Source organism: Cryobacterium algoritolerans, assembly GCF_004402785.1.
GTDB lineage: Bacteria > Actinomycetota > Actinomycetes > Actinomycetales > Microbacteriaceae > Cryobacterium > Cryobacterium algoritolerans.
Genome location: NZ_SOFP01000043.1, coordinates 1 through 21,523, shown reverse-complemented (window position 1 = coordinate 21,523; position 21,523 = coordinate 1). Strand labels below are relative to the sequence as shown.

Annotated in this window: 21 protein-coding genes; 19 read left to right on the top strand and 2 right to left on the bottom strand. The window is 67.5% G+C overall.

Annotation, left to right across the window (positions count from 1 at the left end):
* Positions 1-213 precede the first annotated feature (213 nt).
* The 18 genes from infC to E3O19_RS07825 all read left to right on the top strand — a co-directional run bounded on the left by infC (position 214) and on the right by E3O19_RS07825 (position 18,250).
* Positions 214-840 (top strand): translation initiation factor IF-3, encoded by a 627-nt coding sequence (gene infC / locus E3O19_RS07910; RefSeq protein WP_134510514.1) that lies wholly within the window; start codon positions 214-216, stop codon positions 838-840.
* The gene (gene rpmI / locus E3O19_RS07905) at positions 833-1,027 is read left to right on the top strand and encodes a 50S ribosomal protein L35 (protein ID WP_134523170.1); all 195 of its coding nucleotides are present in this window, start codon (positions 833-835) and stop codon (positions 1,025-1,027) included. The genes infC and rpmI overlap by 8 nt, the downstream gene beginning before the upstream one ends.
* Before the next feature lie 27 nt (positions 1,028-1,054).
* Positions 1,055-1,441 carry a 50S ribosomal protein L20 gene (rplT, locus tag E3O19_RS07900; RefSeq protein WP_134566796.1) on the top strand — a complete coding sequence of 129 codons (387 nt, stop codon included), beginning with the start codon at positions 1,055-1,057 and terminating at the stop codon, positions 1,439-1,441.
* 136 nt (positions 1,442-1,577) lie between these two features.
* Complete coding sequence (locus tag E3O19_RS07895) at positions 1,578-2,378, top strand: TrmH family RNA methyltransferase (protein ID WP_134566795.1); 801 nt, start codon at positions 1,578-1,580, stop codon at positions 2,376-2,378.
* 69 nt (positions 2,379-2,447) lie between these two features.
* Positions 2,448-3,236: an amino acid ABC transporter ATP-binding protein gene (locus E3O19_RS07890; protein ID WP_134566794.1), complete on the top strand. Its 789-nt coding sequence runs from the start codon at positions 2,448-2,450 to the stop codon at positions 3,234-3,236.
* Between the two features lie 55 nt (positions 3,237-3,291).
* Positions 3,292-4,182 (top strand): glutamate ABC transporter substrate-binding protein, encoded by an 891-nt coding sequence (locus tag E3O19_RS07885; protein WP_134566793.1) that lies wholly within the window; start codon positions 3,292-3,294, stop codon positions 4,180-4,182.
* Positions 4,183-4,287: 105 nt separating this feature from the next.
* The gene (locus E3O19_RS07880; protein ID WP_134566792.1) at positions 4,288-4,935 is read left to right on the top strand and encodes an amino acid ABC transporter permease; all 648 of its coding nucleotides are present in this window, start codon (positions 4,288-4,290) and stop codon (positions 4,933-4,935) included.
* Positions 4,932-5,795, top strand: a complete 864-nt coding sequence (locus E3O19_RS07875) for an amino acid ABC transporter permease (RefSeq protein ID WP_134566791.1) — start codon at positions 4,932-4,934, stop codon at positions 5,793-5,795. Before E3O19_RS07880 ends, E3O19_RS07875 begins: the two co-directional genes overlap by 4 nt.
* Positions 5,796-5,841: 46 nt before the next feature.
* Positions 5,842-6,882: a phenylalanine--tRNA ligase subunit alpha gene (pheS, locus tag E3O19_RS07870; protein ID WP_134566790.1), complete on the top strand. Its 1,041-nt coding sequence runs from the start codon at positions 5,842-5,844 to the stop codon at positions 6,880-6,882.
* Complete coding sequence (gene pheT, locus E3O19_RS07865; RefSeq protein WP_134566788.1) at positions 6,882-9,416, top strand: phenylalanine--tRNA ligase subunit beta; 2,535 nt, start codon at positions 6,882-6,884, stop codon at positions 9,414-9,416. The genes pheS and pheT overlap by 1 nt, the downstream gene beginning before the upstream one ends.
* A gap of 102 nt (positions 9,417-9,518) precedes the next feature.
* Positions 9,519-10,562 carry an N-acetyl-gamma-glutamyl-phosphate reductase gene (argC, locus tag E3O19_RS07860; protein ID WP_134566786.1) on the top strand — a complete coding sequence of 348 codons (1,044 nt, stop codon included), beginning with the start codon at positions 9,519-9,521 and terminating at the stop codon, positions 10,560-10,562.
* Entirely contained in the window at positions 10,559-11,731 is a 1,173-nt protein-coding gene (argJ, locus tag E3O19_RS07855) for a bifunctional glutamate N-acetyltransferase/amino-acid acetyltransferase ArgJ (protein ID WP_134566784.1), read from the top strand. Before argC ends, argJ begins: the two co-directional genes overlap by 4 nt.
* Positions 11,731-12,684 carry an acetylglutamate kinase gene (gene argB / locus E3O19_RS07850; protein ID WP_134566817.1) on the top strand — a complete coding sequence of 318 codons (954 nt, stop codon included), beginning with the start codon at positions 11,731-11,733 and terminating at the stop codon, positions 12,682-12,684. The genes argJ and argB overlap by 1 nt, the downstream gene beginning before the upstream one ends.
* 71 nt (positions 12,685-12,755) lie before the next feature.
* Positions 12,756-13,994 carry an acetylornithine transaminase gene (locus E3O19_RS07845; protein ID WP_134566782.1) on the top strand — a complete coding sequence of 413 codons (1,239 nt, stop codon included), beginning with the start codon at positions 12,756-12,758 and terminating at the stop codon, positions 13,992-13,994.
* Positions 13,995-14,030: 36 nt separating this feature from the next.
* Positions 14,031-14,963, top strand: a complete 933-nt coding sequence (argF, locus tag E3O19_RS07840) for an ornithine carbamoyltransferase (protein ID WP_134566780.1) — start codon at positions 14,031-14,033, stop codon at positions 14,961-14,963.
* Between the two features lie 39 nt (positions 14,964-15,002).
* A complete protein-coding gene (locus tag E3O19_RS07835) occupies positions 15,003-16,202 on the top strand; it encodes an argininosuccinate synthase (RefSeq protein WP_134566778.1) in 1,200 nt (399 codons plus the stop codon).
* A gap of 9 nt (positions 16,203-16,211) precedes the next feature.
* Positions 16,212-17,648, top strand: coding sequence for an argininosuccinate lyase (gene argH / locus E3O19_RS07830; RefSeq protein ID WP_134566776.1), 1,437 nt, complete (start codon positions 16,212-16,214; stop codon positions 17,646-17,648).
* Positions 17,645-18,250: a DNA-3-methyladenine glycosylase gene (locus tag E3O19_RS07825; protein ID WP_134566774.1), complete on the top strand. Its 606-nt coding sequence runs from the start codon at positions 17,645-17,647 to the stop codon at positions 18,248-18,250. The genes argH and E3O19_RS07825 overlap by 4 nt, the downstream gene beginning before the upstream one ends.
* Positions 18,251-18,339: 89 nt before the next feature.
* Here E3O19_RS07825 and E3O19_RS07820 read toward each other — a convergent pair whose 3' ends face one another.
* Together E3O19_RS07820 and E3O19_RS07815 are read right to left on the bottom strand one after the other, a co-directional pair.
* Positions 18,340-18,945, bottom strand: a complete 606-nt coding sequence (locus E3O19_RS07820) for a hypothetical protein (protein ID WP_134566772.1) — start codon at positions 18,943-18,945, stop codon at positions 18,340-18,342.
* Positions 18,942-19,634 carry a sigma factor-like helix-turn-helix DNA-binding protein gene (locus E3O19_RS07815; RefSeq protein ID WP_134566771.1) on the bottom strand — a complete coding sequence of 231 codons (693 nt, stop codon included), beginning with the start codon at positions 19,632-19,634 and terminating at the stop codon, positions 18,942-18,944. Before E3O19_RS07815 ends, E3O19_RS07820 begins: the two co-directional genes overlap by 4 nt.
* 129 nt (positions 19,635-19,763) lie before the next feature.
* On the opposite strand from E3O19_RS07815, the gene tyrS reads away from it, so the two are divergent.
* Positions 19,764-21,074: a tyrosine--tRNA ligase gene (gene tyrS, locus E3O19_RS07810; RefSeq protein ID WP_241981274.1), complete on the top strand. Its 1,311-nt coding sequence runs from the start codon at positions 19,764-19,766 to the stop codon at positions 21,072-21,074.
* Positions 21,075-21,523: the final 449 nt, after the last annotated feature.

The following is a 21,523-nucleotide window of genomic DNA, read 5'->3' as shown; positions in this document are numbered from 1 at the left end:
ATACCGCTTCATTCAGGTTACCGGGTTGTTTACACTCCGCCGCCGCGGCACTGGATCCAACACTGGATTCCAGTTCGCGAAGGTAGACAGGGTGTCGTATGTGGCGTTCGAACGAGTGTTGTTCGGGTTCCGGATGCGCGATTTTCCCCTCTTCGTCTGCGGGCGACATCCGTCGTCAGTTGCAGCCACGATGCATGAGAAGAGGAGAGACGCATCAGCGATCCCCGTACAAATGACCGTATTCGCGTCCCCGAAGTCCGTCTCGTTGGTCCCAACGGCGAACAGGTCGGGGTCGTGGCAATCGATGTTGCGCTGCGTCTGGCACAGGAAGCAGATCTCGACCTCGTCGAGGTCGCGCCGACCTCCAAGCCGCCCGTTGCCAAGATCATGGACTACGGCAAGTTCAAGTACGAGGCTGCGCAGAAGGCCAAGGAGGCCAGGCGCAACCAGGCGAACACCATCCTCAAAGAGGTTCGGTTCCGTCTCAAGATTGATAAGCACGACTACGAAACCAAGCGCAAGCGCGCCGAAGGCTTCCTGAAGGCAGGCGACAAGGTCAAGGCCATGATTCTGTTCCGTGGCCGTGAGCAGTCCCGTCCGGACCAGGGTGTACGTCTGCTTCAAAGATTTGCCGAGGATGTCGCAGAGTTCGGTTCCGTGGAATCGACTCCGATGATCGACGGTCGAAACATGGTCATGGTCATTGGACCTCTGAAGAACAAGTCAGAGGCCAAGGCGGAGGCTAACGCACACAAGGCTGCCGACAAGGCAGAAAAAGTTGCCGATAAGGCTGACAAGGTTGCCGACAAGGCAGCGAAACTGGAGGAAAAAGATGCCTAAGATGAAGACCCACTCCGGGACGAAGAAGCGCTTCAAGGTGACCGGTTCCGGCAAGATCATGAAGCAGCAGGCCGGCCTGCGACACAACCTCGAGGTCAAGAGCACCCAGCGCAAGTCTCGCCTCAACCACGACCAGGTGTTGGCCAAGGCCGATATCAAGGTCATCAAGAAGCTTCTCGGTCGCTAGACCCCGTACCCTTAAGGAACTAGAACAATGGCAAGAGTAAAAAGAGCGGTAAACGCTCACAAGAGCCGTCGCGTCATCCTCGAGCGCGCCAAGGGCTACCGCGGCCAGCGCTCGCGTTTGGTCACCAAGGCCAAGGAGCAGCTGACTCACTCCTTCACCTACAGCTACCGTGACCGCCGTGCACGCAAGGGTGACTTCCGTCGCCTGTGGATCCAGCGGATCAACGCTGCGTCCCGCGAAAACGGCCTCACCTACAACCGCCTGATCCAGGGCCTCGCCCTGGCCGGTATCGAGGTCGATCGTCGCATCCTGGCCGAGCTGGCCGTCAACGAGCCCGCCACCTTCGCGGCCATCGTCGAGAGCGCCAAGGCAGCACTGCCCGCCGACACGTCGGCACCGAAGGTCGCCGCGTAGCCTGCACCCCCGGTAACACGCACTCCTCACGGGAGCGGGCCGAGCGCCCGCTCCCGTTTTGCGTGCGGGCGAGCCGAAACCACCGCGGCCCCGCGCGGCTGATGCCGCCGAGCAGTGCGGCCGGTAAGCTGGTCACATGTTAGATAATCCCCGTTCTCCGCGAGTGCGGGCTGTCGCGAAACTGGCGAATCGAGCCGCGCGCTCCGAGACCGGACTGTTCCTGCTTGAGGGTCCGCAGGCCGTCGCCGAGGCCCTGAGCTACCGCCCCGAACTCGTCGTGGAGCTGTATGCCACCCCGACCGCCCTCGAGCGGTACACCGACATCGCCGACACGGCCGTCGAAGCCGGCGTCGACGTGGAATTCGTTACCGAACAGGTGCTCGAGACCATGGCCGACACGGTCACCCCGCAGGGTTTCGTGGCCGTCTGCCACCAGTTCCCCACCTCGGTCAAGGACATTTTCGCCAATGAGCCGCGCCTGATCGCCATTCTCGAGGAGGTGCGTGACCCCGGAAACGCCGGCACCATCATCCGTGCCGCGGATGCAGCGGGCGCCGACGCGGTCATCCTCACCGGCCGCAGCGTCGACCTGTACAACCCCAAGGTCGTGCGCTCGTCGACCGGGTCGATCTTCCATCTCCCGGTCGCCGTGGGGGTCACCCTCGAAGACGTGCGCGACCGTGCGAAAGAGGCCGGCCTGCAATTATTCGCCGCTGATATCAAGGGAACCGACCTTCTGAAGGCGCGCAACGAGGGGCTGCTCCTTGCCCCGACCGCCTGGCTGTTCGGCAACGAGGCGCGCGGGCTCAGTGAGGAAGATCTCGCCAAGGCAGACCGGTCCATTTCGGTGCCGATCTACGGTCACGCCGAATCGATGAACCTCGCCACGGCGGCCTCCGTCTGCCTCTACGAGAGCGCGTTCGCCCAGCGCAGCTGAGCCTCGATCAGCACGGCCTAGCACAGACTTCGTGGTAGGGCCGTCTTTTTTTTACCCTAGGTTGGGGGTATGGAGCCTACAGATTCAGCGCCGGCTACGTCCAACATCACCGTGCGCCGAGGTGAACCGCTGGTCGTCGTGAAAGACGTCAACAAGAATTTCGGTGACCTGCACGTCCTCAAGAACATCAACACGGTCGTCACCCGTGGCGAGGTCGTCGTCGTCATCGGACCCAGCGGGTCGGGCAAGTCCACCCTGTGCCGGGCAATCAACCGGCTCGAGACCATCGATTCGGGCAGCATCACCATCGACGGCCAGGCGCTCCCCGCAGAGGGAAAGGCGCTCGCGCGCCTCCGCGCCGACGTGGGCATGGTCTTCCAGTCGTTCAACCTCTTCGCGCACAAGACGGTGCTCGACAATGTCACCCTCGGACCCATCAAGGTGCGCGGTCTCTCTCGGGCCGCGGCCGAGGAGAAGGCGATGGCCCTGCTCGAGCGCGTCGGTGTGGCGAACCAGGCGCACAAGATGCCCGCGCAGTTGTCCGGTGGCCAGCAGCAGCGGGTTGCCATTGCCCGGGCCCTGGCGATGGACCCCAAGGTCATCCTGCTCGACGAGCCCACGAGCGCCCTCGACCCCGAGATGATCAACGAGGTGCTCGAGGTGATGATCCAACTTGCCAACGACGGCATGACCATGATCGTCGTAACGCACGAGATGGGGTTCGCCCGAAAGGCGGCCAATCGGGTGATCTTCATGGCCGACGGCGAAATCATCGAAGAGACCACCCCGGAACATTTCTTCACCGACCCCCAGACCGACCGGGCAAAAGATTTCCTGTCCAAACTCATCACGCATTGACCTGAACGACAACTTCTGCGGCGGCGAGTTGCCCCGCACCACGAAAGGAATTCACATGCGCAAGAGAATGACTCTCCTCGCCGTGATCGCAGCATCCGCCCTCGCGCTCACGGGCTGTGCGGGCCCCAACCCGGCAGGCGACGGCGCCTCCGATTCCGCAAGCAAATCACCGTTCACGGTGGCCACCGACGTGTCCCTCACCGGCAGCCCCACCTTCGACGCGATGACGAAGCGGGGCACGGTGAAGGTCGGCGTGAAGGAAGACCAGCCCGGCCTCGGCTACTTGGATGCCGCAACCGGCGAACGCAGCGGCTTCGACATCGAAATCGCGAAGTGGATCGCCGCGTCCCTGGGATTCTCGGCGGACAAGATCACCTTCGAGGCAATCCCGAGCGCCAACCGCGAGTCCGCGATCGTCAACGGTGACATCGATTTCTACGTCGGAACCTACTCGATCAACGACAAGCGCAAGGAACAGGTCGGCTTCGCCGGGCCATACTTCGTCACCGGACAGGGCCTGCTGGTCGCCGCCGGCGACAAGAAGATCACGAGCGAGAAGGACCTCGCGGGAACGACGGTGTGCTCTGCGACAGGCTCGACGCCGATCCAGAACATCAAGGCGAACTTCCCCGACACGAAGACCACCGAATTCGACACCTACTCGCAGTGTGTCGAAGCGCTCAAAGACGGTTCGGTCAACGCGGTCACGACGGATGCCGCGATCCTGATCGGCTATGCCGCGCAGGATCCCGACAACCTCAAGGTCGTCGGAAAGCCCTTCACCGTCGAGAAGTACGGCGTAGGCATGCCCAAGAGTGACGACGCACTGCGGACATTCACCAACGACATGTTCACCAAAGGCGGAGACACCTGGACGGCGATCTACAACGAAACGCTCGGGAAGTCAGGCACGAAGGTCGAGCAGCCCAAGGTCGAAGCGTACTAGCAACCAGCAAAGTGGCGTTGCCCGATCCGGGCAGCGGCACTCGAATGCCCGGGGTCACCCTGGGCGAACATCAAACGCACTCGCAGGAGAAGGGAAGATCAGGTCATGGAAACTCTGTTCAACAATCTTGACCTCTTCGCGCTCGGATTCCAGAACACCCTTCTCCTGTTCGCGGTCTCGGCGGTGTTCGCCCTCGGCATCGGCATCGTCGTCGGGGCCATGAGGGTGTCGCCGGTGCCGGTCATGCGCGCGTTCGGAACGCTGTACGTCAACCTGGTCCGGAACACACCGCTGACGCTGCTGATGTTCTTCTTCGCGTTCGGCTATCCGAAACTGCACCTCCTCAAACTGCCGTACACGACTCTCGCCATCATCGCGCTGAGTATCTATACCGCCACGTACGTGGCCGAGGTGCTGCGCTCCGGATTCAACACGGTGCCGACCGGCCAGGCCGAGGCGGCACGGGCAATCGGTCTGCCGTTCGTGCAGACGATGACACTGGTGATCATGCCACAGGCCTTCAGGGCCGTGATCCCGCCGATGATGAGTGTCTTCATTGCGTTGCTGAAGAACACCACGGTCGCCGCGGGGTTCTCGGTCGCGGAGGCGGGCGCGATCCGGGCGAATCTTTCCGAACGAGGCGAGCCCGCCATTCTCGTCCTCCTCTGGGTGGCGCTCTTCTTCGTGATCCTGGTGGGAGTCCTGTCCGTGCTGCAGCGTTACCTTGAGCGCCGATGGAGGGTTCTTCGATGACGAGTGTGCTGTACGACGTCCCGGGTCCCCGCGCGATCCTCCGAAACCGCATCCTCGGCGCGATCACGATCGCGGTGGTCGCAGCCGGCATCACCTTTGTCATCTATCGTCTGGCCGACACCGGGCAGTTCTCCGCCGCGAAGTGGAGAGTCTTCACCTTCCCGCTCGTGCAACAGAACATCGGCCTGGCGACGCTCGCCACGCTGAGCGCGTTCGCTGTGGCCGCAGTGGCCAGCCTGCTCCTGGGGCTGGTGCTCTCGATCGGCCGGCTCTCCGACCACGCCTGGCTCCGAGTGCCGTCCACGATCTTCATCGAACTCTTCCGTGCGGTGCCCGTGCTCATCCTGATGATGATCATGTACTACGGACTGCCCCCGCTCGGAGTGAGCTTCGTCACCCCGTTCGTGGCGGTTGTTACCGGCTTGACGCTCTACAACGGGTCTGTGCTCGCGGAGGTGTTCAGGGCGGGAATCGAATCCCTTCCCGCCGGCCAGAAGGAGGCCGCCTACGCGATCGGCCTGCGAAAGAGCGCCGTCATGTCGCTGATCCTCTTTCCCCAGGCGATCCGGGCGATGATGCCCGTGATCATCTCCCAGCTGGTCGTCGTGCTCAAGGACACCGCACTCGGTTTCATCGTCACTTTCCACGAACTGCTGTACCTTGCGAAGTTCTACGGCGCACAGTTCACCTACGGGTCGCCGATCATCCCGGCAACAATCGTGTTCGGCACCATCTATGTGATCCTCTGCCTCGCCCTCTCAGGCCTGGCGAAGTGGGTCGAAGTGCGCAGCCGACGCAGTCGCAGTGGGGTACGGCCCGTGAATGCGGCGAAGGCCGAGTTGGCGGCGAGCGAGATCTAGCCGACGGGGAAGGCCGGACAGGCACCACGCACTAAACTTGTGCCTTGTGTCTGATCCCACCGAAATCTCCGAAGAGGCCGTGACCGCGGCGCTCACCGCCGCGCTCACCGCCATCTCCACCGCCGCCGACTCCGCCGCACTGCGGGTGGTGCGCACAGAGCACGCCGGCGACGCCTCCCCGTTGGCTCGCCTCAACGCGCTCATGCGCACCGTGCCCAACGATCGGAAGGCCGCCGCCGGCAAGCTGGTCGGCCAGGCCAAGAGCCGAGTCAGTCAGGCCCTCGCCGCCCGTGAGGCCGAGATCGGTGAGGCTGAGGCGCAGGCCCGGCTCGCCGCCGAAACGGTGGACGTGACCGCGGCGGCATCCACCTGGCGGCCGGGGGCACGGCATCCGCTCTCCCTGCTGCAGGAGCGTGTCGCCGACGTGTTCGTGGGCATGGGTTGGGAGGTCGCCGAAGGTCCGGAGCTCGAAAGCGAGTGGTTCAACTTCGATGCCCTCAACTTCGACGAGGACCACCCTGCCCGAGCCATGCAGGACACCTTCTTCGTCGGTCCGCCCGAGGCGCACCTCGTGCTCCGCACCCACACCTCCCCGGTGCAGATGCGCGCCCTCCTCGCCCGCGAACTGCCCGTCTACGTCGTCGCGCCCGGCCGCGTCTTCCGCACCGACGAGCTCGACGCGACCCACACTCCCGTGTTCCACCAGATCGAGGGCATCGCCGTGGACAAGGGTCTCACCATGGCGCACCTGCGCGGCACCCTCGACCACTTCGTCAAGGCCATGTTCGGGCCAGAGGCCAAGGTGCGCCTGCGCCCCAACTACTTCCCGTTCACCGAGCCGAGCGCCGAACTCGACCTCTGGCACCCGACCTTCAAGGACGGTGCGCGCTGGATCGAGTGGGGCGGCTGCGGCATGGTCAACGCCAATGTGCTCCGCTCGGCGGGGATCGACCCCGAGGTGTACTCCGGTTTCGCGTTCGGCGTCGGCGTCGAACGAGCCCTGATGTTCCGAAATGATGTGAAGGATATGCACGACATGGTCGAAGGCGACGTCCGGTTCAGCCAGCAGTACGGGATGACCGTCTGATGCGTGTACCACTGAGCTGGCTCGGCGAATTCGTCGACCTCGAACCCGGCACCACCCCCGAAGACGTGCACGCCGCGCTGGTGCGCGTCGGCCTCGAGGAAGAAGAGATCCACCGCTTCGACCTGACCGGCCCGATCGTCGTCGGTGAGGTGCTCTCGATCGAACCGGAGGCCCAGACCAACGGCAAAACCATCAACTGGTGCCAGGTGCGTGTCTCGACAAGCTCGACAACCGATAAATCGAAGGTCGAGGATATTCGGGGGATCGTCTGCGGCGCCCACAACTTCGTCGTCGGGGACAAGGTCGTCGTGACCCTGCCCGGCGCGGTGCTGCCCGGACCGTTCCCGATCGCGCCGCGTAAGACCTACGGCCACGTCTCCGACGGCATGATCGCCTCGGCCCGCGAGCTTGGCCTCGGCGACGAGCACGACGGCATCCTGCGCCTGGCCGCCCTCGGCCTCGATGCCCCCGTCGGCACGGATGCGATCGCCCTCCTCGGCCTCGACGACACCGCCGTGGAGATCAACGTCACCCCTGACCGCGGCTACGCGTTCTCGATCCGCGGCGTCGCCCGCGAATACGCGCACGCCACCGGGGTGAGCTTCCGCGACCCCGCCCTCGCCGTGGTCCCTGCCCCGTCCTCGGTCGAGTTCGTCGTGACCATCGACGACCAGGCCCCGATCCGCGACCGGATCGGCGCCAGCGTCTTCGTCACCCGTGCCGTGCGCGGCGTCGACCCGACCCGGCCGTCTCCGGCCTGGCTGATCGCCCGGCTGAAACTGGCCGGCATCCGTTCGATCTCGCTGATCGTCGACGTGACCAACTACGTGATGATCGAGCTCGGCCAGCCGATCCACGCGTACGACCTCGACGCGCTGACCGGCGGCATCACCGTGCGCCGTGCGGGCACGGGTGAGAAACTCACCACCCTGGACGAGGTCACCCGCACACTCAATTCGGAAGACCTCCTGATCGCCGACGAATCCGGGCCGATAGGCCTGGCCGGGGTGATGGGTGGGCAGACCACCGAGATCGGGTCGACCACCACCAACGTGCTGGTTGAGGCCGCGAACTTCGACCCGGTGTCGATCGCGCGCACCGCGCGTCGGCACAAACTCCCCAGCGAGGCCTCCCGCAGGTTCGAACGCGGCGTCGACCCTGCCGTCGCCGCCGTCGCCGCGGCCAGGGTCGTGCAGCTGCTGGTCGAACTCGCCGGGGGAGTGGCCGACGACCTCGGCTCCCTGCACGACGCGACCCCGGCCGCCGAGCCGATCTTTCTCCCGACCGGGTTCATCTCCGGCCTGATCGGACTCGCCTACACCCTCGAGGAGGTGCGCACCTCGCTGGCCGAGGTCGGCGCGTCGCTCGAGGAGACCGAGGGCGGACTGAGCGTCAGCGCGCCGAGCTGGCGTCCAGACCTGACCGACAAGTGGACCCTGGCCGAGGAGGTCGCCCGCATCGTCGGCTACGACCGCATCCCCTCGGTGCTGCCCGTCGCGCCGCCCGGGCGCGGCCTCACCCGGACCCAGGCGCTTCGACGCCAGGTCGCGCAGACCCTCGCAGCCGCCGGCCACACCGAGGTGCTCGCCTACCCGTTCGTCGCGGAGAAGGCCAACAACCTGTTCGGCGCCGCGGTCGGCCCGGTCGCGCCGCAGATGCGGGTCGCGAACCCGCTCGACGGCGAGGCGCCGTTCCTGCGCACGTCGATCCTGCCCGGGCTGCTCCAGATCGCACACCGCAACCGATCCCGCGGCCTGACGGACCTGGCCATCTTCGAGCAGGGCCAGGTCTTCCGGCCCGGTGCCGGCGTCGTCTATGGCCGCACCGTCGTGCCGCCCGGCGCCGTGCGTCCCAGCGCCCGCCTCGAGGCCGAACTGAATATGGGTATCCCGCCGCAGCCGTTCTCCGTCGGTGTCGTGCTCACCGGCAACGCCCGCCGGCAGCAGCCGGGCCGCCCGGCCGTGGCTGCCGGCTGGCAGGACGCCCTCGTCGCTGTGCAGCAGGTTGCCCTGGCCACCGGGGTGGCCATCCAGGTCCGGCAGGGCTCTCACCAGGCGATGCACCCCGGGCGCACGGCCGAACTGTTCGTGACGACGGATGCCGGCGTCGTGTCCGTCGGCTTCGCCGGCGAGCTGCTCCCGGCCATCGCCCGCGGTTTCGACCTTCCCGCGGTCGTCGCGGTCGCCGAAATCGACCTCAGCGTGGTCTTCGACCACGCCGACGCCGAACTCCAGGCCACCCCGATCCGCACCATGCCGGCCGCCACGCAGGACCTGTCCCTCGTGGTCGACACCGTCGTCCCCGCGGGGGAGGTGCTCCAGGCCGTGATCGAAGGCTCCGGATCGCTTCTCGACCACGCGGAGCTCGTCGACGACTACCGCGGCGCGGGCATCCCGTCCGGCCGCAAGTCGCTGACCTTCGCCCTGCGGTTCCGGGCCGCCGATCGCACCCTGACTGCGGCAGAGGCCAGCGACGCCAAGCTCGCCGGGGTGGCTGTCGCGGCCGCCCGCTTCGGCGCGACCCTCCGCGAGTAGCCCGGCAACCACCCCGCCGCACCCCGAATCTCCCCTGTCACGCAAGAAAGCTGCGTCGACGCCGATTCTCGGCGGCACGGGGCGGCGCGCTAAGTTTGACGCATGGCTTTTTCGGTGGCGGTTGCGGGCGCGAGCGGCTACGCGGGCGGGGAATTGCTCCGGCTCCTGGCCGCGCATCCCGAATTCGAGGTGCGCACGGTCACCGCGCACAGCAACGCCGGGCAGCGGCTGATTGACGCACAGCCGCACCTGCGTTCCCTCGCCGGGCTCACCCTCGTCGACACGACGGCCGAGACCCTGGCCGGACACGACGTGGTCTTCCTCGCCCTGCCGCACGGGGCATCCGGCGCCCTGACGGCCGGGCTGCCGCCCGAGACGCTCGTCGTCGACTGCGGCGCCGACCACCGGCTGGAGAGCGAGGCCGCCTGGGCTGCGTTCTACGGCGGCGACTACTACGGGGCCTGGGCCTACGGGGTGCCCGAGCTTCCGGTTCCCGGCGGGCAGCAGCGCACCCGGCTCGTCGGTGCGCGCCGGATCGCCGCGCCGGGCTGCAACGCCAGCACGGTCGCCCTGGCGCTGGCGCCGGGGATCCGCTCCGGTGTGATCGAACCGGAAGACCTCGTCGCCGTGCTCGCCGTCGGCCCGTCCGGCGCCGGCAAGAGCCTCAGGCTGCCCAACCTCGCCGCCGAGATCCTCGGTTCGGCCAACCCCTACGCGGTCGGCGGGCTGCACCGGCACATCCCGGAGATCCAGCAGAGCCTGGCCTGGGCCGGGGCCGCGAACCCCACCATCTCGTTCACCCCGGTGATCGTGCCGATGTCCCGCGGCATCCTCTGCACCGCGACGGCCCGGATCGTGCCGGGCACGTCCGACGCTGACGTGCGCGCCGCGTGGCAGAGTGCCTACGCCGACGAACCGTTCGTGCACCTGCTGCCGGAGGGCCGGTTTCCGCGCACCAACGACGTCCTCGGTGCCAACACGGCGCTGATCGGCCTTGCCATCGACCACGCCGTCGGCCGGGTGATCACCGTCACCGCCGTCGACAACCTCGCCAAGGGAACCGCCGGCGCCGCCATCCAGTCCGCCAACATCGCCCTGGGTCTCCCGGAGACCCTCGGGCTGAGCACGAATGGAGTTGCCCCGTGAGCGTCACCGCCCCCGCCGGATTCACCGCAGCCGGAGTCACCGCAGGCCTGAAGAAATCCGGCGGTCTCGACCTCGCCGTGGTGCGGAACCTCGGCCCGCTCACCAGTGCCGCCACCGTCTTCACCACCAACCGCTGCAAGGCGAACCCGGTCATCTGGAGCGAGCAGGTGATGCGCGGCGGAGTGGTCCGTGCGATCGTGCTGAACTCCGGCGGCGCCAACTGCTACACCGGCAGCACCGGCTTCCAGACCACCCACGCCACGGCGGAGGCCGTCGCCGACCGCCTCGAGATCTCCGCCGGCGAGGTGCTCGTCTGCTCCACCGGCCTGATCGGCGAGCAGCTCGACCTGGGCAAGCTCACCGCCGGGATTTGGGATGCCTCCCTCGCCTTGCACGCCGACACCGCGACATCCGCCAACGCCGGACTCGCCGCCGCACAGGCCATCATGACCACCGACACGACGCCCAAGCAGTCCGCGCAGACCGCGCCTGCCGGCTGGACCATCGGCGGCATGGCCAAGGGCGCAGGCATGCTCGCGCCCGGCCTGGCCACCATGCTCGTCGTGCTCACCACCGACGCTGTCCTCGACTCCCTCCAGCTCGACGCGGCCCTCCGCCAGGCCACCCGGGTCACTTTCGACCGGCTCGACTCCGACGGATGCATGTCGACCAACGACACCGTCACCCTCCTCGGCTCCGGGGCGAGCGGGGTGGCCGCCGACCCGGCCGAATTCGCGGCCGCGCTCACCGCCATCTGCCAGGACCTCACCCTGCAGCTGCAGGCCGACGCCGAGGGCTCGGCCCACGACGTCGCGATCGTGGTGCAGGGCGCCAACTCGGAGGCCGACGCCGTCGCCGTTGCCCGGGCCGTGTCCCGCAGCAACCTGTTCAAGACAGCCATCTTCGGCAACGACCCGAACTGGGGCCGGGTGCTCGCCGCGGTCGGCACCACCCAGGCGGTCTTCGACCCCTACGGGATCGACGTCTCGATCAACGGTGTGCAGGTCTGCACGGCGGGGGAGCCCGACCAGCCGCGCGAGCTGGTCGACCTCACCGCGCGGGCGGTCACCGTGCTCATCGACCTGCACGCGGGCGCCGCGACGGCCACGATCTGGACCAACGACCTCACTCACGCCTACGTCGAAGAGAACAGCGCGTACTCGAGTTGATCCCGTCGACCTCCTTCGCCGACGACGGCCCCGCATCCCGCGAAGCCGGCGACGCCCCGGACCGCGAGTCCAACAGCCGGGCCGAGGCGGCCGTCAAGGCAGCGACCCTGATCGAATCCTTGCCCTGGCTCAAGCGGTTCCACGACCAGATCATCGTGGTCAAATTCGGCGGCAACGCCATGGTCAGCGAGGAACTCCAGCGGGCCTTCGCGGAGGACATGGTCTACCTGCGCTATGCCGGCATCCGCCCCGTCGTCGTGCACGGCGGCGGCCCGCAGATCTCCGCCATGCTCGACCGCCTCGGCATCGAGAGTGAGTTCCGCGGCGGCTACCGGGTGACCACACCCGAAGCCATGGACGTCGTGCGGATGGTGCTCACCGGGCAGATCAACCGCGAGCTGGTCAGTCGCATCAACGAACACGGCCCCCTGTCGGCGGGGCTGTCCGGAGAGGACGCCGGGCTCTTCCAGGGGCGTCGCCGCGGCACGGTCATCGATGGTGAAGAGGTCGACCTCGGTCTCGTCGGCGACGTGATCGGCGTCGACCCCGCGGCCGTCCTCGCCCAGCTCACGGCCGGCCGAATCCCGGTGGTGTCCTCGATCGCACCGGACTCGGATGTTCCCGGCCAATCTCTGAACATCAACGCCGACGCCGCCGCGGCGGCCCTGGCCATCGCCCTGAACGCCGCGAAGCTCGTGATCCTCACCGATGTCGCCGGACTCTACAGCGATTGGCCCAACCGGGACTCGCTGGTGTCCGTGATCGACGCCGACACCCTGCGCCGACTGCTGCCAGACCTCGAATCGGGCATGATCCCGAAGATGACCGCCTGCCTCGATGCGGTCGACGGCGGGGTCGCGAAGGCCGCGATCATCGACGGGCGGGTGCCGCACTCGATCCTGCTCGAGGTCTTCACCGGCAGCGGAATCGGAACCGAAGTGGTCCCCGTATGACCGGCCAGGGCAGTCCGAACCCAGGCGCCACCCACCCAGGCCCCACCGACCCAGGGACACCGATTCCAGGCATGACCGCCGCCGACCCGCACCCTCAGACCCAGCAGACCCCGGCCGAGCAGACCCCGGGAACCGAGCACTGGCAGGAACGCTTCGGCGCGGCCATGATGCGCACCCTTGCCACCCCGCTGGCGATGCTCGTCCGCGGGGAGGGCTGCTACGTCTGGGATGAGAAGGGGAAGAAATACCTCGACTTCCTCGCCGGCATCGCCGTGAACTCTCTCGGCCACGCCCATCCCGACCTCATCGCGGCGGTCACCCAGCAGGTCGGCCGCGTCGCCCACGTCTCCAACTACTTCACCTCGCCGCCGCAGCTCGAACTGGCCGAGCGGCTCAAACGCATCACCGGGGCCGGCGAGGCCGGTCGGGTCTATTTCTGCAATTCCGGCGCCGAAGCCAACGAGGCCGCGTTCAAGCTGGCCAGGCTCAACACGGCCGGCGGGAAGCGCAGCCGGATCCTCTCCCTGCACGAATCGTTCCACGGCCGCACCATGGGCGCGCTCGCGCTCTCGGGCAAACCAGCCATGCGAGAGGCGTTCCTGCCAGTGCCCGGCGGGGTCGAACACATCCACAGCACCATCGGAGCACTCGAGGCGGCCATCGACACCACCGTCGCCGCCCTGTTCCTCGAACCGGTCAAGGGCGAGGCCGGCGTGATCGACCTGCCGACCGGTTTCCTCCGCCGCGCCAGGGAACTCTGCACCCGGCACGGCGTGCTCCTCATCATCGACGAGGTTCAGACCGGCGCGGGCCGCACCGGCGCCTGGTTCGCGTTCCAGCACGACGGCATCACACCGGATGCCATCACCATCGCCAAGGGAATCGGCGGTGGCCTGCCGATCGGCGCTCTGGTCACCTACGGTGCAGCCTCTGAGCTCTTCAGCCGCGGCCAGCACGGCTCGACCTACGGCGGCAACCCGCTCGTCACCGCCACCTCAAACGCCGTGCTCGGCGTGATCGAACGTGATGGTCTCGTCGCCAACGCCGCACGGCGCGGCGAGCAGTTGAGGGAGATCCTCGCCCGGTTCGCATCGCCGCACATCACCGAGGTGCGCGGCCGCGGCCTTCTGATCGGGATCGGGCTGGCTGAACCGGTCGCGCTCCCTCTTGCGGCCGCGGCCCTGGCCGAGGGCCTGATCGTGAACGCGGCCAACGAGTCGACCATCCGGCTGGCCCCGCCGCTCATCGTCGGCGACGGCGAACTGGACGATTTCGAGCACCGTTTCGGCCTCGCCCTGGCCAGCCTCTAGAGTTGTTCAATTCCTCAATCCACCGAAAGTGACCCCGTGACCCGCCATTTCCTGCGCGACGACGACCTCTCACCGGCCGAACAGGCCGAGATCCTCGACCTGGCACGGGTGCTCAAGCGAGACCGATTCGCGGTCAAGCCGCTTGCCGGTCCGCAGACCGTCGCCGTGATCTTCGACAAGTCCTCGACCCGCACCAGGGTGTCCTTCGCGGTCGGCATCGCCGACCTCGGCGGCAGTCCGCTCATCATCACCACCGCCAGCAGTCAACTCGGCGGTAAGGAGACCGCCTCCGACACGGCCAGGGTGCTCGAGCGCCAGGTCGCCGCGATCGTCTGGCGCACCTACGGCCAGGCCGGCCTCGAGGAGATGGCCCTCGGCACCACGGTCCCCGTCGTCAACGCGCTCTCCGACGATTTCCACCCCTGCCAGTTGCTCGCCGACCTGCTCACCATCCGCGAACACCGCGGCGACCTTGCAGGTCAGACCCTGGCCTTCCTCGGAGACGGCGCCTGCAACATGGCCCAGTCCTACCTCCTCGCCGGCGCCACCGCCGGCATGCACGTGCGCATCGCCTCGCCGGCCGGCTACACGCCCGACGCGCAGGTGGTACAGGATGCCGCGGCCATCGCCGCGCGCACCGGAGGCTCCGTCACGCTCTTCACCGATCCGGCCGAAGCCGTGGCCGGCGTTGACGTGGTCGTCACCGACACCTGGGTGTCGATGGGCAAGGAAGAGGAGAAGGCAGACCGCCTCGCCACCCTCGGCGCCTACCGCGTCGGCTCCGACCTGCTCGCGCTCGCCCGACCGGACGCCCACTTCCTGCACTGCCTGCCCGCCGACCGCGGCTTCGAAGTGACCGCCGACGTCATCGACGGCCCGCAGAGCATCATCTGGGACGAGGCGGAGAACCGCCTCCACGCCCAGAAGGCCCTTCTCGTCTGGCTCCTCCGCCAGAACGACGCGCACTGACACCGTTAAACTTGAACTGAACAATCTTTAGGGAGAACCATGGCTGAACGTGTTGTGCTCGCATACTCCGGTGGACTTGACACCTCGGTTGGCATCGGCTGGTTGAAGGACGCGACCGGCAAGGAGGTCGTGGCCCTCGCCATCGACGTCGGACAGAGCGGCGAGGACATGGACCTCATCCGCCAGCGCGCCCTGGACTGCGGCGCCGTCGAGGCCATCGTCGTCGACGCGAAGGAAGAGTTCGCCAGCGACTACGTCGTCCCGGCTCTCAAGGCCAACGCCCTCTACCAGAAGCGTTACCCTCTCGTCTCCGCGCTCAGTCGCCCGCTGATCGCCAAGTACCTCGCGTCCACGGCCAAGGAACTCGGCGCGGACAGCGTGGCGCACGGCTGCACCGGCAAGGGCAACGACCAGGTCCGCTTCGAAGCGGCCGTCGCCGCCCTCGCACCGGAGCTCACCTCGCTCGCCCCCGTTCGCGACTTCGCGCTGACCCGCGACAAGGCCATCGAGTACGCGGCGCTGCACAACCTGCCGATCGCGCAGTCGAAGAAGAGCCCGTACTCGATCGACCAGAACGTCTACGGTCGCGCCGTGGAAACCGGCTTCCTCGAAGACCCGTGGAACGCACCGATCGAAGACCTCTACACCTACACGCAGGACCCGTCGATTCCGCGCGAGCCCACCGAGGTCGTCGTCTCCTTCGACCAGGGTGTCCCCGTCGCCATCGACGGCGTCGCCGTCACGCCGCTGCAGGCCATCGAAATGATGAACCTGCTCGCCGGCAACCAGGGCGTCGGCCGCATCGACATCGTCGAGGACCGCCTCGTCGGCATCAAGAGCCGCGAGGTCTACGAGGCCCCCGCCGGCATCGCCCTGATCGCCGCGCACGAAGAGCTCGAGAACATGACCGTCGAGCGCGACCTGGCCCGCTACAAGCGCGGCGTCGAGTCCAAGTGGGCCGAGCTCGTCTACGACGGCCTGTGGTTCTCCGGCCTCAAACGCGCCCTCGATGTCTTCATCGACGAGACGCAGAAGCACGTCACCGGCGACATCCGCCTGAAGCTGCACGCCGGCACCGCCGTCGTCACCGGGCGCAAGTCCGGCGAGAGCCTCTACGACTTCAACCTCGCCACCTACGACACCGGCGACACCTTCGACCAGTCGATGGCCAAGGGCTTCATCGAGCTGTGGTCGCTGCCGAGCAAGATCTCCGCCCGCCGCGACCTCGCCGGCAAGTAGGGGCAACGCGTGGCTGCCGACGAGAACCCGAACCGCGCGGGCAAGGCGGGCGCCCTCTGGGGCGGCCGTTTCGCCGGCGGCCCGTCGCCCGAACTGGCGAAGTTGAGCAAGTCGACCCAGTTCGACTGGCCGCTTGCCCCGTACGACATCCGCGGCTCCAGGGCGCACGCTCGCGCCCTCGCTGCGGCCGGCTACCTCACCGGCGAGGAGCTCACGGCCATGGTCGCCGGCCTCGACGAACTGGCGGATGCCGTCGCCTCCGGCCGGTTCCAGCCTGCCGAGACCGACGAAGACGTTCACTCCTCGCTGGAGCGCGGCCTGATCGACATCGTCGGCGTCGAACTCGGCGGCAAGCTGCGCGCCGGGCGCAGCCGCAACGACCAGGTGGCGACCCTCGTGCGGATGCTGCTGCGGGACAAGGCGGTCACCATCTCCACCCACGTGATCGACCTGATCGACGCGCTCGCGTCGCAGGCCGAGGCGAACGAGCACGCGATCATGCCCGGCCGCACCCATCTGCAGCACGCCCAGCCGGTGCTCCTCGCGCACCACCTGTTCGCGCACTGCTGGCCGCTTGTGCGCGACCTCGAACGCTTCACCGACTGGAACAAGCGGGCCGATTTCTCGCCCTACGGTTCCGGCGCCCTGGCCGGCAACACCCTGGGCCTCGACGCCCGGCTCGTGGCCGCCGCCCTCGGCTTCAGCGCCGTGGTGGAGAACTCGATCGACGGCACCGCGAGCCGCGACCTCGTCGCCGAATTCGCGTTCATCACCGCGCAGATCGGCATCGACCTGTCCCGCCTGGCCGAGGAGATCATCCTCTGGAACACGCGCGAATTCGGTTTCGTCACCCTCGACGACGGCTATTCGACCGGTTCGTCGATCATGCCGCAGAAGAAGAATCCCGACATCGCCGAACTCGCGCGCGGAAAGTCCGGGCGGCTGATCGGCAACCTGACCGGCCTGCTCACCACGCTCAAGGGGCTCCCGCTGGCCTACAACCGGGACCTGCAGGAAGACAAGGAGCCCGTCTTCGACTCGATCGAAACGCTCGAGGTGCTCCTGCCGGCGTTCAGCGGCATGATCGCCACGCTGACCTTCCACACCGACCGGATGGCCGAGCTGGCCCCGGCCGGGTTCTCCCTGGCAACGGATGTCGCCGAGTGGCTGGTCAAGCGGCACGTCAGTTTCCGGGACGCACACGAGATCACCGGTTCGCTGGTCAAGTTCGCCGAGCAGCACGACCTCGACCTGCACGAGGTCGACGACGCGTCCCTGCAGACGATCTCCGCGCACCTCACGCCCGATGTGCGCGAGGTGCTGAGCATCCAGGGCTCGGTCGACCGTCGCGACGGGCAGGCCGGCACCGCGCCCGTGCGGGTCGCCGAGCAGCGCGCCGTGCTGGTGGCGCGGGTGCGCGCGCTCGCCCTCGCCCTCCGGATGTGACCTTCGACCGTCGCCTGCTGGAGCGGCCCGCCGTCGAAGTCGCGCCGCTCCTGCTCGGCGCCGTGATCAGCCGGGCCGGGGTGTCGCTCCGCGTCACCGAGGTGGAGGCCTACCTCGGCGACGGCACCGATCCCGGCTCTCACGCGTTCCGTGGCCGCACTCCGCGCAACGCGGCGATGTTCGGTCCGGCCGGGCACCTGTACGCCTACTTCAGCTACGGCATGCACGTCTGCGCGAACGTCGTCTGCTCGCCGGAGGGCGAGGCCTCCGCGGTGCTCCTGCGGGGCGGGGAGATCGTCGCGGGCGCGGCCGAGGCCCGGCTGCGCCGCAGCACCGCGAAGTCGGACCGGGATCTCGCCCGCGGACCGGCGAGGCTCACGCTCGCGCTCGGCATCAGCCTGGCCGAGAACGGCGCCGACCTCGCCGAGGACCCGTTCGACCTCACCCTGCCGGCCCGCCCGGCCGTGTTCCTGGCCGGGCCGCGCACCGGGGTCAGCGGCGCCGGCGGGGGAGCCGAGTACCCGTGGCGGTTCTGGCTCCCGGACGATGCGTCGGTGTCGCCCTACCGGCGGCATCCGAAACTCGCTCCCGCGACGGGCTGATCGCTCACCTCGCGGCGCACGTTTGCGAACCCGGCGCACGATCTGCCGTGCGCCCGGTTCCGCAACCTGTGCCGCGACGAAGGAATCGCCTACGCGGTGGCGAGCCTGACCAGGGCGGCGCACGCGCACGCCCAGATCAGGCTGGCGAAGGTTCCGATGATGAACCGCTCCCTGGCCTCGGCCGCGGCCAGTTCGGTGAAGCGCCCGACGCCCTTGATCGCCACGACCACGGCGATCGCCTCGGGGAAACCGGCCAGGATGGCGCCGGTGACGGCGAGCCGCTCGAGGATTCCGATCATCAGGCCTCCTCTCAGCACCTCGTGCACGGTGCCGTCGGCATCCGCCTGGCCCGAGGCTGCGCCTTCGTCGTCACCGACAAGGATGCCGCCGTGCGCGCCGGGCGGGACCGAGTTGTTCGTGGCCAGCCGGAGCGCGAGCACAGCCATCGGGCCGCCGCCCACGACGGAGAGGGCCAGGGCCACCATTGCCAGGACGATGCCGAACGAGCCCGAACCAGCCGGGGCCGGCACCGCGGCGATCACCAGGGCCGCGGCGAGGCCGCCGGCTGACGCGATGGCGTAGTGCTGCTTCTGCTGTCTGAACGCGAGCACGGCGAGGGCGAGCGACCCGGTCGTGACGAGCAGGAGCAGGAGCCAATACAAATAGGCCAGAATCTGGAAAGCCTGGAAATTCATGTGGAAGGTCCTGTTCCTGTCGTCGCGTTGTCGAGGTCCTCCAGCAGCCTAACGAGTGCCGGGCGCGCCGCCTGGTCGACCTTCCAGAGCGCGCTCCGAAGTCTCTGGCTGACCGCCGCGGTCGAAATGCCCAATCGGGCGGCGATCTCCACCTGGGTCAGCCCGGTCTCACGCAGGTCGACCGCGGCCCATCCCTCGGTCGTGCGGCGCTGGCGCAGGAGCAGGAACGTCGCGACGAGGGCTTCGACCTGCCCGCTGTCGAGCACCGGCCGGTGTTCGACCGGCTCGCTGCCTGGCACCGGCCGATGTTCGGGCGCGCCGGTCCGGCCTGACGGTTCGGCGGACTCTGCCGTGAGCCCGAACCGGGTGTCCGTCTTCTTGGCCCGGGTGACCGCGTCACGGGCGCCGACGAACGCCTCCCCGGATGCCTGGCGGGCGGAGTCGGGCAGGGGAGTGCGAACAGTGCCGATGCCGAGACCGATGCTCCAATGTCCGGACCGGTGGAGGGCCAGCACCAGGTCGAGGGTGGGGCAGGCATCCGCCAACAGCATCTGGATCTCATCGCCGGCCGTCTGGTCGGGCGGCAGGATGAAGACATCGTCGAACTCCGCCACGAGCCCGGCGATCATCTCACCGGCGCGGTCGCGGTCATTGCGGCTGTCGATTTGGTCGGCGGTAATCACAAACACGAATGCACCTCCCGAATGGGTCAAAAAGTAAGTTTGGAAGATGAATGTAGCACAATTCGGCTCCTAGACTTAATATCAATCGATCAAGGTTGGAGCGTCGCTTCCGGGCCGTACCGGCACGCTGGTAATCTGGGCAGCGTGTCAGACCCAGCAATCCTCACCCAACAGGCCAACGACCTCACCTTCGACGATGTCTGGGAGGAGATCTCCTGGCGAGGCCTGGTGCAAGTCTCCACCGATCCGACCGAACTCCGCGAGTTGCTGGCCGGTGAGCCGATCACCTTCTATTGCGGTTTCGATCCCACGGCGCCCAGCCTGCACCTCGGCAACCTTGTACAGCTCCTGCTCATGCGGCGCCTCCAGCTCGCCGGGCACCACCCGCTCGGACTGGTCGGCGGGTCGACCGGCCTGATCGGCGACCCCAGGCCGACAGCGGAGCGCACCCTCAATACCAAGGATGTCGTCGCCCAGTGGGTGGGCTACCTCCAGGCCCAGGTCTCCCGGTTCCTCAGCGGGGAGGGCGTGAACGCCGTCACCCTGGTGAACAACCTCGACTGGACCTCGCCGATGAGTGCCATCGACTTCCTGCGCGAGATCGGCAAGCACTTCCGGGTCGGCACCATGCTCAAAAAGGATGCCGTGAGCGCCCGGCTCAATTCCGATGCCGGCATCAGCTACACCGAATTCAGCTACCAGGTGCTCCAGGGCATGGACTTCCTCGAGTTGTACCGCAGCTACGGCTGCGTGCTCCAGACGGGAGGAAGCGACCAGTGGGGCAATCTCACCAGCGGCACCGACCTCATCCGGAAGGCGGAGGGGGAAGGCGTGCACGCCATCGGCACGCCGCTCATCACCAACAGTGACGGCACGAAGTTCGGCAAGAGCGAGGGCAACGCGGTCTGGCTCGACCCCACCCTCACCAGCCCGTATGCCTTTTACCAGTTCTGGCTCAATACCGACGACGCCGATGTGATCTCGCGCCTGAAGGTATTCACGTTCCTCAGCAGGACGGAGATCGAGGAGCTTGAGTCGGCGGTGGCGACCGAGCCGTTCAAGCGGCTCGCCCAGCGAACCCTCGCCGTCGCGGTGACCGGCCTCGTGCACGGTCGGGAGGCGACGGAAGCCGCGATCCAGGCCGCGCACGCCCTGTTCGGGCAGGGCGACCTGGCCGATCTCGACGAGGCAACCCTCGAGGCGGCGCTGCGTGAGCTCCCGAACACGACGACGGCTCCACACGCCACCGTGGTGCAGCTCCTCGTCGACACCGGACTGACGGCAAGCCTGAGCGAAGCCCGGCGCGCCATCAGCCAGGGTGGCGTCTACCTTAACAACGTGAAGGTCTCCGATGAGGCCGAGACGATCGAGAACGCAGTTCTGCCCGGTGGAGTAGCGGTTCTCCGTCGAGGCAAGAAGACCCTGGCCGGCGTCTTCGTCCAGTAGCGCCCGCCCGCTTCGTCCCTGTAGGTGCGCGCCCGTTTCGTCCCTGTAGGTGCGAGCCCGCATCCGCTTTTCCTGAGTGGTTGCGGGCGTGTTCTGGTTCCGCTGTTTGTCCGTCGGCGTGTGTGTGTGATTCGCGAGGGTGCAGTTTTGGCCCTTTGCGTGGGGTTGTGGGGGCGGATTGTGCACTTTCGGGGGTGCGGGGTGCGGGGTGCGGGGTGCGGGGTGGGGTGACACGCCCGGGCGGGGCGGGGTTTTGACGGGTTGGGGTGGGGGCCGTAGTGTCTTCACGTACCCCAAAGGTGCGGAAAGTCGCAGTGCTTCCCGGCCTCAGGTGGGACCATGGTTTTATGGTTTTTCGGTGTGCTGCTCCGGTTGGAGTTTGGTGTGCTGGAGGCCTAGGCTAGTTATTCTCTCCGGTTGGTTTCGTTCGGTTGAGGTTGTGGGTTGTT

Excerpts from the sequence above, each read along its gene's own strand:
- rpmI (WP_134523170.1), top strand. The coding sequence starts at position 833 with ATGCCTAAGATGAAGACCCACTCCGGGACGAAGAAGCGCTTCAAGGTG.
- E3O19_RS07880 (WP_134566792.1), top strand. The coding sequence starts at position 4,288 with ATGGAAACTCTGTTCAACAATCTTGACCTCTTCGCGCTCGGATTCCAG.
- E3O19_RS07875 (WP_134566791.1), top strand. The coding sequence starts at position 4,932 with ATGACGAGTGTGCTGTACGACGTCCCGGGTCCCCGCGCGATCCTCCGA.
- E3O19_RS07845 (WP_134566782.1), top strand. The coding sequence starts at position 12,756 with ATGACCGCCGCCGACCCGCACCCTCAGACCCAGCAGACCCCGGCCGAG.
- argC (WP_134566786.1), top strand. The coding sequence starts at position 9,519 with ATGGCTTTTTCGGTGGCGGTTGCGGGCGCGAGCGGCTACGCGGGCGGG.
- E3O19_RS07835 (WP_134566778.1), top strand. The coding sequence starts at position 15,003 with ATGGCTGAACGTGTTGTGCTCGCATACTCCGGTGGACTTGACACCTCG.
- E3O19_RS07890 (WP_134566794.1), top strand. The coding sequence starts at position 2,448 with ATGGAGCCTACAGATTCAGCGCCGGCTACGTCCAACATCACCGTGCGC.
- E3O19_RS07885 (WP_134566793.1), top strand. The coding sequence starts at position 3,292 with ATGCGCAAGAGAATGACTCTCCTCGCCGTGATCGCAGCATCCGCCCTC.
- rplT (WP_134566796.1), top strand. The coding sequence starts at position 1,055 with ATGGCAAGAGTAAAAAGAGCGGTAAACGCTCACAAGAGCCGTCGCGTC.
- E3O19_RS07820 (WP_134566772.1), bottom strand. The coding sequence starts at position 18,945 with ATGAATTTCCAGGCTTTCCAGATTCTGGCCTATTTGTATTGGCTCCTG.
- pheT (WP_134566788.1), top strand. The coding sequence starts at position 6,882 with ATGCGTGTACCACTGAGCTGGCTCGGCGAATTCGTCGACCTCGAACCC.
- E3O19_RS07895 (WP_134566795.1), top strand. The coding sequence starts at position 1,578 with ATGTTAGATAATCCCCGTTCTCCGCGAGTGCGGGCTGTCGCGAAACTG.